A 12,383-nucleotide genomic window follows, 5' to 3' on the forward strand; every position below is an offset into this window, starting at 1 on the left:
CCGGTCCAACGATTCGTGACTCGAAACGTACACATCGCCCCGTGCGACCCGATCAGCCGACAGGCGTCAAACCGAAGGAACTCATGGACAAGTTGCGCGTAATTCAATGGACTACTGGCAAGGTCGGAAAGCTCAGTCTGCGTGGCATTCTTGACGATCCGCGACTCGAACTGGTCGGTGTCTACGCCTATTCAGAGGACAAAGCGGGCACCGACGCCGGACCACTGTGCGGAAGACCTGACACCGGTGTCCTCGCCACCACCGACATCGACGCGCTCATCGCATTGGGTGCCGACACCGTTTTCTACAACCCATTCATGGCCGACGTCGACCACGTGGTCCGTCTGCTCGAGAGCGGACTCGACGTAATCAGCACCAACCTGTTCCTCAACGTCGGAGGCATCGCGGGCGAGACACAGGAGAAGCTTGCCGCCGCGTGCGAGCGTGGCAACAGTTCGCTCTACATCTCCGGAGTCAACCCAGGCTGGATCAACACGATGGTCACGGCGATGACTGCCGTGTGTCGTGACGTTCAGCAAGTATCGCTCTTCGAGTCGGCGGACTGCTCGGTCTACGAGTCGGCCGAAACCTGGCAGGCGCTGGGCTTTTCGCTGCCGGAGGCGTCCGCCGAGGTGCTGGAGATGGCGAAGATGTGGTTGAGCACGTTCCGCGATTCCGTCGGGCGCATGGCAGTCGCGCTGCACTACGACCTCGACGACATGGAGTTCTTCATCGAACACCAGACTGCGTCGGAGGACGTCGACCTGGGCTGGCTGTTGATGAAGAAGGACACCATCGCTGCGATACGGGCCGGGTGGAATGGCAAGGTGAACGGAAAGACGGTCGTCCAGTCGAACGTCGCCTGGTATCTCACCACCAAGCTCAACGGGAACTGGGTCTTCGACGACGACCACTACAAGGTTGTCATCAAGGGCGAACCCGAAATTCAGACCCGCATCCGGTTCATCCCGCCCGAGCACTGGGGCAACCACGAGTGGGACACGATGACCGCCATGCCGGCGGTCAGCGCTGCGTTCAACGTCGCCGCCGCGCCGGCAGGGATTCTGACCCTCAAGGATGTGGGCTTGCCGTGCGCGCCCGCAGGAATCTGGGACAAAGAACGGAGCGAGGGTCGGTCGGCAACGGTCTGAAGGCCGACACAAGCCTCTATGGTTGCGGGATGCCGCTTCGCATCTCGGACACGCTTCGTCAAAGGTGACGTCGAAGCGCTACGTCGAAGCGAAACCGAATGTGGCGCCGGACCTTACAGAGATTCTGAAGACGCTCGGCAATGTCGGGGGTTTGTGGGGGATCGGGGATGATTCGGACCCGGACAGCGAAACACCCCGTACCTGATTGCCCAGGTACGGGGTGTTTTTGGCGTGCCCCCGGTCAGACTCGAACTGACACTGGGCGGGTTTTGAACCTGCGGAAGTGGATGTTTGCTGGATTTGGGTGTTGCTGACACTTTGTGAATTGCTTAGTGGGGGAGCGGTATTGGCGTTAGCTGGTGTTGATGATTCGTGGCTGTGTTCACGGTGCCTGCATACCCTCTGCATACCGGGGCGGTCTGCTAGCCGCGGCCCCGTGCGATGGTCGCTGTCGCCACCCGGCCGATGTAACCGGGTCGTGGTCGGCGAGGACGCGCAGAGTGGCCGTCACCTCGCCGTCGTGACGTCGGAACATCTATTACGAGTGACCGTGACAGATGTTCCGACCGGCCCGCATCGGTGAAGGTTGGATACCGTTTATCGAGGTACGCGCTGGCTCCTGTCGAGCGTTACCAGATCAGCTGAAAGCTGCTTGGTATGCTAGTTCTCTCTGAGAGAGAATCGTATTTCCGGGCGGCTTTTGTCACCGTCTGGCGATCAACGAAAGGTCGATCCCGGTGAGGTTTGAAGGACATTCCGCTCTGGTCAGTGGTGGGGCAGGGGGGCTCGGGGGCGGCGCATCGCGCCGCCTCATAGAAAGCGGGTTCCGCGTGGTTGTTTTCGAGCCGGATGAGCAGCGTGCGACGGACTTTGCGGAGAGTCTGGGTGAGCGGGCTGTGCCTGCGGCGGGTGACCATAACAACGCTGACGACGTGCGGGCGGCGATCGAGATCGCGCAGGGGCAGGGTAGATTCACAGTCAATGTCAACGCGGCTGGAGCTACTTTGCGAATGCCCCGTACGACCACTGCCGACGGTGTTCCCCACGACATGCTGATGTTTCAAGAGATGATCGCCATGCATCTCTTTGGACCGTTCAACATGTCACGGCTGAGTGCCGCAGCGTTCGCTTTGAACGAACTCGACGAAAATGGTGAGCGGGGCGTGATCATCAACACCGCTTCAACTGCGGCCTACGACGGTCAAGCGCGCCAGACCGCTTACTCAGCTGCGAAGTCCGGCATTGTTGGAATGACTCTGGCAATGGCGCGTGATCTGGCTGACGTAGCTGTTCGCGCCTGCGCCATCGCTCCTGGTCCGATGTGGACACCCCGACTCGCGAGTGCGTCCGAAGAACTCCTCGATCATCTCGTGAGCGCCGTTGCTTTCCCCAAGCGGTTCGGTCGCGGCGAGGACTACGGCAATCTCGTGAATGCCATCATCTCAACCCCATTCTTGAATGGTCAGACGATCAGACTCGATGGCGCCATGTCGACACCGCTCGGCGCGATCTAGCGCGAACGCCTTATAGCCGCGGGTCCCTCTACCTGACGTATATGCGGCTCATTAGACGTCATGGCCGATCCACCTGTGACCTGAGGCATCAAGCCTGCCTGCGTGTCATGCTCGTCGACATGCGGGCAGACGGTGAAGACCGAGACAGCCGGGCCGCGTTTCCCGTTGCATTCCGTCCATGGGGGCTAAACATATTGGGGCACAACGTTTTACGCCGACGGTATATATTATGTCAGGTGGCCGAAGGGAACGGTTGCTTCCCGAGTGAAGGGTGGACCAAACCTGGCGATCAGCGCTGGGTGATGCGGTCGACGAGTAGATCGATGATTGCCCGTTGCTCTGCTTCGTCGCCGGGATGTGTGAGTAGTCCTTCGACCACGAACGCGATGATGTGGCTCGCCGGTTGCGCATCATCGGGCGGGAGATCGGCGCGGGTGAGTGCGTCGGCCATCGAGTGGAAGTTGCTGTGCCATCGATCTATTACTGGCGAGGCGGCGCGCCGCGAATGGACGGTGTCGACAAGGGTGCGCATTGCGGACAACTCTTCGACCACGAACATGATCTTGTCCGCCAGCGGACGCTGTGCCATCGGTTCGTAGCGCGCCAATGCCTCGATGAGCAGTTCTTCCAGGACGGCCACCAGTAGGTGGTCCTTGTCGGGGAAGTACCAGTAGACGGTGTTCGCGGTGACCCCGGCATCGGCGGCGATCTTGCTCAGCGCCGTGTCGTCGTAGCCGTTCTCGACAAAGAGTCGGCGAGCGGAGGTGACGATCTCGTCCCGCTTTTCTGCCCGTGCTCGTGGACGACGATTGGCGGGCATAACACCACTTTACTTGATCGGCGTTCAAGAAGACGCTAGATTCCTTGAATACCAATCAAGAAAACAGGGGGCGACCGTGTCGAGCGGCAACCAGTACACCCAGGCTGAAGAGTTCTTCTCGAGCGACGGGGTCAGGTGCGCCGCGACGGTGTATCGACCGAGCGCACCGCTGGGCCCGGTGCCGGTGGTCGTCATGGCTCATGGCTTCGCCGCGACGCGGGGGATTCGGTTACCGGCCTACGCGGAACATTTCGCGACCGCGGGATACGCCGTGGTCTTGTTCGACTACCGCTATTTCGGCGACAGCGAGGGTGAGCCACGCCAATTGCTTGATGTCCGAGCGCAACTCGACGACTGGCGAGCCGCCATCAGGTTTGCCCGTTCTCTGCAGTTCGCCGATGCCGAACGTGTCGTTGCCTGGGGAACATCGTTTGCCGGAGGTCATGTGTTGACGTTGGCCGGCCATGGTGAGCGATTGGCGGCGGTCATCGCTCAGGTTCCCCACGTCAGTGGGCCGGCGGCGGTGCGCGCCACGGGTCTGCGGCAAGTGCTGCGACTGGCGCCGGTAGGTCTGGCCGACCTCGTCGGATCCTTCCTTCGGCGACCGCCTCGATACGTCGCGGCGGTCGGGCCCGAAAATGCCGTAGCAGCCCTCGCTGCCCCGGGCGCGATGGCCGCGTTCGAGCGGCTCATTGCCGAATCGAGCATTCGGCGTGGGGATTACCCGGAGACCGTGGCCGCGCGGATCCTGGTGAAGATCGGGCTTTACTCTCCTGCTCGAACTGCCCGAAAGATCAGCTGTCCGGTGCTGATCCAGGTGGCATTGTCGGACAATATCGCGCCGGCCACGGCGGCAGTGAAGGCCGCCCGCGCCATCCCCGAGTCGACGCTGCTGCGTTATGAATGCGGCCACTTCGATCCCTACGTCGATCCCGCCTTTCCTGGCGTGGTCACCGACCAACTTAAGTTTCTGGTTGAGACCGTGCCCGTCAGCTCTCGACAGGCGTGAGGGGTATAGGCGTTGCCGACCTGCCCTTCGGTGCATCTCTTGATTCCCGGGCCGAATCACTGGCGGGTGGCTACGTCAAGCATTTCTGGCCCCAAGGGCGGTGTGACCTGGCTCCTGTCGGTCAGGGGGATGGTGCGTGGATACTCGGTCGATGCTTAGTGTTCGCGAACTTGCCCGGTTGGAGCGGGAGGATTTTGCGGAGATGTTGGCAGAGTTGACGCCAGAGCAGTGGACTGAGCGCAGTCTGTGTGAGGGGTGGACTGTTCGGGATGTGGTGGCTCATACGATCGCCTATCTCGGCCAGAGCCGGGTTCGCTTGTCAATCAATATGTTCCGAGCACGAGGCAATATTGATCGAGTCAACGTCGCGGGACTGCGCGAGTATGCTGAGGCTGAGTCCGCGCAGCTTGTGGAGCTGATGTGGCGAGCTATTGAGCCATCCGGGGTGGGTGCGCTTTATGGTGCGCGCGTGGCGTTGGTTGAATGCTTGATTCATCAGCAGGACATCCGCCGATCACTCGGGAATCTGCGTGATATTCCGGAGGAACGATTGCGTGCCTCGTTGAACTATGCCCGGGTCAGCCCGGTCATCGGCGGGGCCCGTCGTACACGTGGTTTTCGGTTGGTCGCCACTGATCTTGACTGGATTGCTGGAGGTGGTCTGGAGATTCGGGGATCTGGCGAGGCATTGCTGCTGGCGATGACTGGGCGTGTCTCTCATGTCCGGGGAGAGCTGAGTGGCGCCGGCGTTCCGTTATTGGTGTATTCAGTATGAAATGGATTGTTCTGCGAGGGGTTACGAAGATAACGTAGATTTACGTAAGCATGAACTAAAGCGTGGGGGAGTCTCCGACGCTGGGCCCTGCCCTGGGGCGCATGGTGTCGCGGGCGGCATCGACGAGATCGACCGCGTCTTTGAGGGTCAGGCCGGGATTGGACTCGCGCAATGCCTTCACTGCGGGGACCCTGTCGGGGACACTATGAACAATCCGTTGCACATCATGGGCGGGAACGCCTTCAGATAGCTGTAGCTCAGTTTGAGGCGTCATGAGGTGCGACGGCGACTGTGAACGTGGAGCGCGTCAACAGTTCTGGCGTGATGCGTACCCCCGTGAGGCGTTCTGCGAGTGCGAAGGATCCTGCGACATGGTGGAATACGCGGCCAGGAGTTTGGGTGAGGTCGATGCCGCCTACCTCGTCAATCAGTCCAACAATGTAAGTCCGGGACTCTTCGGGCTGACGGTCCGCGAGAACACCCAGCAGATCACTCTGGGGGAGCAGTGGTTCGAATGAAATACGCGGAACTCCTCCAGACCACCAAACGAATCTGTCCGCGCCGTGCGCGACAACTTCGTGGTCAATAATGATGCGACCCATCGAGATCTCTGAGACGCCAAGATAACCGGGTGCTTGAATCATGATCGTCCAGCCGTTGCCGGCGTCGGCAACCGCGGCGAGTTGCCGACCATCTCCGTCGACACCGTGGCGCTCGCCAAGGTCGTAGCCTGCGATGAATGCGTCGCGCGCGCCCGTGACAGTCAGGCGGTCGTCGAGGGCGCTGAGTTTTGAGAGCACATCATCGGGCGTGCTGTTGCCGACAAGGGCTAGACAATAACCGTCTGACGTGAAAAACGCCCAGTCTTCAGTCCATAGGTAATCGCGGTAATCATTCATGGGAACAACCTCACCCTGGTGGTGTTACCGGGTTGGGCCGCGCTGAGTCGATCAAACTCATTCCTAGAATCCGACATGGAGGAACTGTAGAGCGCCAATCCTTCGTCGCGCTGTGTAAGCGTCGGTTGGCAGCGACGACACAGGTCCAAGTCCACGGTCGAGCACCTGAACGGGTGGCATGGGTCAGGTGTACGTGACCCGGTGGAATTTTGTCTCTGGTGACGAAACACGTTACGGGACAGACGAGTACACCGATAATCATATTACGTCAGATTTGACCACTGCGGGTTGATCTGAAGTGGGGTAGCGCTTCTAGTGCGAGGTGCTGAAGGTGAACCCTCCCGGCGGGTGTTCGTGTACTAGAACGCGGTTGCCGATACCGGTAACGATGGTGAGATACGCCGTGAGCTCCCCGTCGATGTAAGTCATCGAGTTGGCGGTGACTCCTTGCCGACGAGGGAGTCGGTGGTACACCGTGTAGCCGCCCTCGATGACGGCGTCAGGGTGCAGGCGACGGGCAACGGCGAGAACCGACTGTCGGACTGATTCGAGGTCGACGCAGTCATCGTCGGGTCCGACTTCGGACGGGAGGAAGTCAAGTAGCGGGAATGGAAGGTGCAGCGGAATCGGGTCCGGGACTGGTGCAGGTGCGTCAGCGAGGTCGGTGCTAAATGTCGTTTCCCAGGTCAGGGCGCCGTGATCGGGGTCGTCTGGGTCGTGGATGAACCACGGACGCCACGGCTCGAACAGCGGTGCGTCGGTCAGGACGCTCACGCGGACCGCGGCGAGCATGTCTGTGATGGAGTCCCAGATGGGTTCGCTGCCGTTGTCGCCATCGTCTCGCGTCCAGTGCCGGATGCATCCGGAGTGTGGCCCGGGCCGGGTGTCGATGAAGTAGTAGTAGGAGTCCAATCCGCCGATGGGGATGTAGGACGGCAAGAAACAGAATGCTGTCGACCCCGCTTCGGAGTTTCGGGCATGGTCACGTAGCCACTGGTCGTTCTCAAGTTCCCAACGACCGTGCTCGACCATCATTTGATACTGCTCGACGACGTAGTCAACGCTGAAAAACCAGGACTGCGGAAGCATCTCGCCGTGAAAACGTTTCCGGTCGTTTGGGTCTTGACCGTTGTGCAGTGTGTAGAACTCACGGAGCTGCTGGGGCCATTCGGTATCTGTTGCGGCTTCGGCGGCCGCGATCTCTGTCGCGGACGCGGGCGGAAGGAATATCAAGGCTCTGTCGGACACCGTCTCCAGGGTCGACATCAGTTTGTTCCATTCTTGGGTGACACTCAATTCGGCTCCCTACGAACGTAAATGGACCGAGTCGACCGCGGGCCGTGCCACCGGCGGCGAGGTTGAGAGGGGTAGGTCACTGCGGATCGTCGTTGTTGTCGCTGCGGGGAAGGGTGGGAAAGGCGAGACGAAGACGGCTATAGAGCTCGGACGAGTGCCGGGGGCCGAAGGCGAAGTGGGCGTGGCTTAACGCTTCCATCGCCGCACGCCGGCCATCAGGATGGCGGGCACCGAGTACGGCAGGAATCGCAGTGTATGCCGAACCCACGCTTAGTCGTGGACCGTCACTACCGGCGTATCCGAGCTCGAGCTCGATCTGCAGCCGCGTGAATGCGTCGATCGGGTCTATGAACGGGTCGGCCGCCGGCCGTCCCTCGGCGAGATCATCTAGTGCCGACGCTACCCACGGTCGTTGTGCTAGTCCCGCATACTCGCAGGCGCTGCGGGCACACCACACCGCGACCCGGCGTGCAGTGGCGTCGTCGGTCGCGAGGATGCCGACGACCACATCACGTGCGTGTCGCGTCAGTTCGTGGCCTGCGTTGTAGGAGGCCACCTCCGGGATCGGTGGTCCACCACCCCAGGCCTCCCACTCTTTTTGCCGGACCGATTCGGCATAACCGGGCCGCTCCACCGTCTCAACCGACCCGTCATCGTAGAAAACGGTGACCCACCGGGCCTCGTCATCGTCATCGGTCACGCTACGTATCGTAGATTGATGGAGCGGTTACTGGTTGCATATGGGTGACTGGAATGGACGGCTCCGCGCGCGTTCTACGATCGTTTGACCGGCCCGCAGGCCATGACGAAACACATTATTTAGCAATCGGTTACGCCGATGACATGTGTCGAAACAGAACGCGTCGGCTTACTCATCAGCGGCGACTAGCCGCCATCCTCGAGGTTCGGGCTCGAGGGGAACCTGATTGCCCTCGCCGTCGATGCCGACCTCCCGAAAATGCACTACGTGCCGTGCTGATCGAGTTCGGTGGTGGAAGTGATTGATACGGGTCGAAACTAGCGGCCGGACAATTGGTTTGTTCCTCCGCACTGCCTATCAGTCGAGGTCTCGCAGGCTAGCAGCAAACGGGACGGCGATAAGAATCGCGAACAGGGCGAAAGCTGTGGTGCTCAGTGCGAACGCGGCGGCCAGAGGCGACCAAGATCGGCGGTACTGGTAGACCACCACGGCACCTGCGACCGCTGCCAACATCCACAGGGCCATTCCGGCCATCCCCACGACGTCCCCGGTCGCATGCCGAAATCCAGCGATGCGAGCCCCGAGCAGCATCGCGAGCATAACCGCCAAACCCGAGAACCAACCGCCCACTAGGCCGGTGACCACTTGGGTGGCAGTCGTCACCAACGTGATCCATCTGCTTCGTCCGGTGTGTCGAATCATGGCGGCGTCGGCATCGTCGGTATTCATGCGGTCTAGTCCTTTTCGACTTCGAAAAGCGAACTGAGGGCGCCGGAATCGGCGCATAGAACGCGGTGGCCTCATCAGGAAGGATACCTAGAATGTGGCTGCTCAATTGACTTTTCGTTCGCCGAGTGAGGCCGCCACGGTGCTCGAATTCGTATTGTAGGAGTCTCGTCACCGACCGAGACGGGGGGGCGATGATTGCGCTGGCGTTCGTGCAGCCCGCAAGCTCTACCGGGGTCGATGACGCGAAAAAAGCCGAGCACCGCTAGCGTCGTGCGGCGTTCTTGATGCGTCGCCACCACCACAGTGCGAATCCCGTCCCGAGGACTACGGCGATCACGAGCCATGCGTAGTCACTGGACGTGGCGTTCGATCTCATGAGGGGCGATCCTTCCCACCCGCCGTCGCTGCGTGGTCGCCCAAGAAGTGACAGCCGATCGCTCTGGTGGCGGCGATCCTCACCAAGCGGGTGACATTCGGATGGTCCGAAATCCTCAGACTCGGAGCAGCGACAGTCAGGCGGCAAGCCCGAAAGGCGACTGCTGCCGCCGCCATGCTTTGAGCCCGCGTCCCAGAGTTCAACGGTGCTCATGGGTGGACGCATCGACATAAAACGCCGACGAAAGCGGTAAGCGGCCCATTGTGCTCTCTGCCGCGGCGGCGGATCATCCGCACAGGTCGTCTCGTTGTCATCTGAGCGTGAGTATCACCATGTAGTAATTCGCGCATGGGTTTCGAAGGTCATGGGGTCACCGTGACGACGGCTGTTGAATCGGTTGACAGTTGGAGATCGACGAGTTCCGCGGTCACTTTGTAGGTACCCACCGGTGGGGTCTCGACGAGTCGGCCCTTGAGAATCACCGACTGGGACGCCGGAATATTGGGCAGGTCGATGCCGACGACCAACTGTGTGAATCCGGGGCTCCTTTCGGGATAACGAAGATCTAGGGTGCTTTTGTCGTCTGCTTCATTGACCCAGGTGATGGAACCTGTGTTCGTGAGCTTGAGCTCGAACTGATGATCCTGTAGGTCAGTCGTTGTCAGTGTGGTGTTGTGGTCGACCCAGTCGAGGTGGAGCGGTTTCCGACGAAATGACCTACAGGGGAACGCCCGGAGTGTATAAGGCGCGGTTTGAATACGTTTGGATCCATCACGTCTTAACGTGACCAAATTCAGCTGGTGCCAGGACCCATCCGCTCCTGACGCGACCCATGCCTGATTCTCTGTTAGGGAAGGCCCGGACGTCGTGCTGCTGATCATCCGCCAGCCGCTCGCGGGAAGCGTCGCCGTGTTTTTGCTGGGCGGAAAGTCCTTGTCTGCGTAGGACAGCAGATCATCCAAATCTGATCCCGGCACAGCCGGATCAAGAAGGGACTCGGGCACATCGTCGATGTAACCCAACTGGACTCTGCGTTGAGTATTCCCGTTACCGCTAGTATGCGTCATCGAAGAATGTTACCGGCGCAATTGGCTGGCGGAGTTAGATGTACCGACCACTGTGAATTGAGGATCCGAGCACGTCACGCGATCGACCGTACCTCTACCCGTGCCCGTTGTCATCCGTTATTGGTTCGGCCAGAACCGTTTTCTCTTGTGGGACTGGCGGCCGGGGCGCGAAACCGCGGGCCCATACCTCGCGTACCGCGACGGCGACTAGCACCACACCCAGGGTTTGGGAAGTGCCGAGATGAAGGTTGTCGAGGACACCGGGAGTACCTAACAACAACAGCCCAAATGCCACACACGGGGCCGCAATTGTTACCGTCCCCCGCAATACTTGACGTGCCGATACTGCCTCGATAAGCGCAGCGATGAGCACCACTGCAATGGCAATCACGGACCATAGCTCAAGCTCGGTCCATGGGTCGTCGTACGACGACGAGCCCGTGAAGTTCGCGATTGCCACCGGTGACGTCGGGATCGGGCGGTAGGCAGCCCAATTCCCCGACCACCCGGAGAAAGAGCTGGCGCCGAGATGGCTACTGGCACCGGTCCACGTGATACCGCCCGCGAAAAGAGTCACCACTACGAAAACCCACCACGCACTATGGCCAACGATACGGGTGAGCGCGAACACGCGATGCCGGGTCATGGCTTAGTCATACCGGAACCCCGTGCATTTCACCATGATAGCGAGACCTGGCTCGATACAGAGTCGCCGCGATAGTATGTCGCCATCGCGCTCGACTACTTCGGCGCCTCTTGTCGCTTGTGGCGGAATGCGTTGCGGGCAAACTGTTTCGCTGATGATAGATAGTATGTCGGTTGTGGACTTCTCTTTTGCTTGCAGGGGGCGGGGTTTGGTCTCGGTGGGTAGAGGATCCCTGCGGCAACAACTGTGACTGTCGGTACCGCGACCCACACGATGGATTCCCGCGTTGCACCGCCCAGGACGGCAAAGGCGATCGCGATTTCCAGCCCGATGAGACCGCCGGCCAGCACCCCGAATACGGTCCTGAGCACTTGAGTTCGTCGGCGCCAGCTGGGCAGATCCGGCGCGAAAGCTCGTAGTGACACTGATCCAAGAGACCACAGGGTCAACGCAGCGAGAGCCCCGGCAGGCAGCGCCATGAAAGCTCCCATAGCGGCACCGGCAACGGTGGTGGTCAGCTCGCCGCCCAAGACCGCGCCGGCAACGGCCGCAGTCGCCAGTGACAGACCCCAGACCACATGAGCCCATCGCGGCGACATCTCGACCGCTGTGAAACCGCTCGCACTCATGAACTCAGAGTAGTCACGAGCCAGACACTTCGACGGTTTTGCCCCAGAGGCGTTCCAGTGACACGCTGGCGCAAAAGGGACTCGTCCAAGATTGTGGGCGTGAGCGCGGACATGATCGCGTTACATATCGTCACTGTTAATGAAAAGGGTTGTGCGACAACAAGCAACCCAATGCGGATATTACGTCACCTGCAAGCCGGGAATGTGCTGGTGAGGGTGCGCGCGCAGGCCGGACAGACGTATTCATTTATGCTGTTTGGTCGTGCGTTTCGGCGGTCATCGGGCGATCGGAGTTGCCGCGTCGTCGGAGCTGGCGTTGGCCACTACGAGCGTGCATCGATCGTTGCCGCCGGTCGGACTCAAGGTCACCGAGGTGCCGTCGACATCGGTGACGGTGGCGTCTTCGTAGAACGTGTTGGTCTGGCCCAGGTGTATTCGGTGCCGTCGAGGGTAGTTGTCAAGGGGACAACGATGGCAACGTGGAGGCGGGGGCACAGGCAGAATTCGCCTACGAGTTTGCTCCGAACTTGCATCGCTCGGCATTCTAGGGTCGCCTGAACTACTCACCGCTGCACTGGGTTTCGGCTACAACGATTGCGCGATCGAGCGCCATTCGCCCGATGAAGCGAACCTGGGCAATATGAAGAAGGTTTAAGATACCTACCGCCGAATCTACATCAAGGCTAGAACGATCTTGTGCCCTCAGGCCGAGGAGTCCAATGCCCCCAGCGCTTCTGCATCCAAACGGGTGTCCTTGTCAGAGTGGAGAAAT

General features: G+C 60.4%; 13 protein-coding genes. 5 read left to right on the forward strand and 8 right to left on the reverse strand.

Annotated elements, in window-relative coordinates; all coding sequences use genetic code 11:
• Positions 1-83 precede the first annotated feature (83 nt).
• Complete coding sequence (locus AC1D75_RS14075) at positions 84-1,151, forward strand: NAD(P)H-dependent amine dehydrogenase family protein (RefSeq protein WP_495515794.1); 1,068 nt, start codon at positions 84-86, stop codon at positions 1,149-1,151.
• Positions 1,152-1,888: 737 nt separating this feature from the next.
• The gene (locus tag AC1D75_RS14080) at positions 1,889-2,665 is read left to right on the forward strand and encodes an SDR family NAD(P)-dependent oxidoreductase (RefSeq protein ID WP_495515795.1); all 777 of its coding nucleotides are present in this window, start codon (positions 1,889-1,891) and stop codon (positions 2,663-2,665) included.
• A gap of 289 nt (positions 2,666-2,954) precedes the next feature.
• On the opposite strand, the gene AC1D75_RS14085 is transcribed toward AC1D75_RS14080, so the two are convergent.
• Positions 2,955-3,485, reverse strand: coding sequence for a TetR family transcriptional regulator (locus AC1D75_RS14085; protein WP_495515796.1), 531 nt, complete (start codon positions 3,483-3,485; stop codon positions 2,955-2,957).
• A 76-nt stretch (positions 3,486-3,561) separates the two neighbouring features.
• On the opposite strand from AC1D75_RS14085, the gene AC1D75_RS14090 reads away from it, so the two are divergent.
• Both AC1D75_RS14090 and AC1D75_RS14095 read left to right on the forward strand, forming a co-directional pair.
• Positions 3,562-4,494, forward strand: a complete 933-nt coding sequence (locus tag AC1D75_RS14090) for an alpha/beta hydrolase (RefSeq protein ID WP_495515797.1) — start codon at positions 3,562-3,564, stop codon at positions 4,492-4,494.
• 151 nt (positions 4,495-4,645) lie between these two features.
• Positions 4,646-5,269, forward strand: coding sequence for a maleylpyruvate isomerase family mycothiol-dependent enzyme (locus AC1D75_RS14095; RefSeq protein ID WP_495515798.1), 624 nt, complete (start codon positions 4,646-4,648; stop codon positions 5,267-5,269).
• A gap of 55 nt (positions 5,270-5,324) precedes the next feature.
• On the opposite strand, the gene AC1D75_RS14100 is transcribed toward AC1D75_RS14095, so the two are convergent.
• The 7 genes from AC1D75_RS14100 to AC1D75_RS14130 form a co-directional block, all read right to left on the reverse strand.
• The gene (locus AC1D75_RS14100; protein ID WP_495515799.1) at positions 5,325-5,450 is read right to left on the reverse strand and encodes a hypothetical protein; all 126 of its coding nucleotides are present in this window, start codon (positions 5,448-5,450) and stop codon (positions 5,325-5,327) included.
• Between the two features lie 76 nt (positions 5,451-5,526).
• On the reverse strand, positions 5,527-6,168 hold the full coding sequence (locus tag AC1D75_RS14105; protein ID WP_495515800.1) for a DUF6461 domain-containing protein: 642 nt from the start codon (positions 6,166-6,168) through the stop codon (positions 5,527-5,529).
• A 312-nt stretch (positions 6,169-6,480) separates the two neighbouring features.
• Positions 6,481-7,464 carry an SMI1/KNR4 family protein gene (locus tag AC1D75_RS14110; RefSeq protein WP_495515801.1) on the reverse strand — a complete coding sequence of 328 codons (984 nt, stop codon included), beginning with the start codon at positions 7,462-7,464 and terminating at the stop codon, positions 6,481-6,483.
• Between the two features lie 76 nt (positions 7,465-7,540).
• Positions 7,541-8,164 carry a hypothetical protein gene (locus AC1D75_RS14115; protein ID WP_495515802.1) on the reverse strand — a complete coding sequence of 208 codons (624 nt, stop codon included), beginning with the start codon at positions 8,162-8,164 and terminating at the stop codon, positions 7,541-7,543.
• A gap of 357 nt (positions 8,165-8,521) precedes the next feature.
• Positions 8,522-8,893, reverse strand: a complete 372-nt coding sequence (locus AC1D75_RS14120; RefSeq protein WP_495515803.1) for a hypothetical protein — start codon at positions 8,891-8,893, stop codon at positions 8,522-8,524.
• 738 nt (positions 8,894-9,631) lie between these two features.
• Positions 9,632-10,291, reverse strand: coding sequence for a hypothetical protein (locus AC1D75_RS14125; protein ID WP_495515804.1), 660 nt, complete (start codon positions 10,289-10,291; stop codon positions 9,632-9,634).
• Positions 10,292-11,077: 786 nt separating this feature from the next.
• Positions 11,078-11,611, reverse strand: coding sequence for a hypothetical protein (locus AC1D75_RS14130; protein ID WP_495515805.1), 534 nt, complete (start codon positions 11,609-11,611; stop codon positions 11,078-11,080).
• Positions 11,612-11,873: 262 nt separating this feature from the next.
• On the opposite strand from AC1D75_RS14130, the gene AC1D75_RS14135 reads away from it, so the two are divergent.
• Positions 11,874-12,020 carry a hypothetical protein gene (locus AC1D75_RS14135; RefSeq protein WP_495515806.1) on the forward strand — a complete coding sequence of 49 codons (147 nt, stop codon included), beginning with the start codon at positions 11,874-11,876 and terminating at the stop codon, positions 12,018-12,020.
• Positions 12,021-12,383: the final 363 nt, after the last annotated feature.

Source organism: Williamsia sp. Y712, assembly GCF_059445525.1.

Bases quoted from the DNA above. Each gene is read 5' to 3' on its own strand.
- AC1D75_RS14075 (WP_495515794.1), top strand. From the start codon at position 84: ATGGACAAGTTGCGCGTAATTCAATGGACTACTGGCAAGGTCGGAAAG.
- AC1D75_RS14085 (WP_495515796.1), bottom strand. From the start codon at position 3,485: ATGCCCGCCAATCGTCGTCCACGAGCACGGGCAGAAAAGCGGGACGAG.
- AC1D75_RS14095 (WP_495515798.1), top strand. From the start codon at position 4,646: ATGCTTAGTGTTCGCGAACTTGCCCGGTTGGAGCGGGAGGATTTTGCG.
- AC1D75_RS14105 (WP_495515800.1), bottom strand. From the start codon at position 6,168: ATGAATGATTACCGCGATTACCTATGGACTGAAGACTGGGCGTTTTTC.
- AC1D75_RS14120 (WP_495515803.1), bottom strand. From the start codon at position 8,893: ATGAATACCGACGATGCCGACGCCGCCATGATTCGACACACCGGACGA.
- AC1D75_RS14130 (WP_495515805.1), bottom strand. From the start codon at position 11,611: ATGAGTGCGAGCGGTTTCACAGCGGTCGAGATGTCGCCGCGATGGGCT.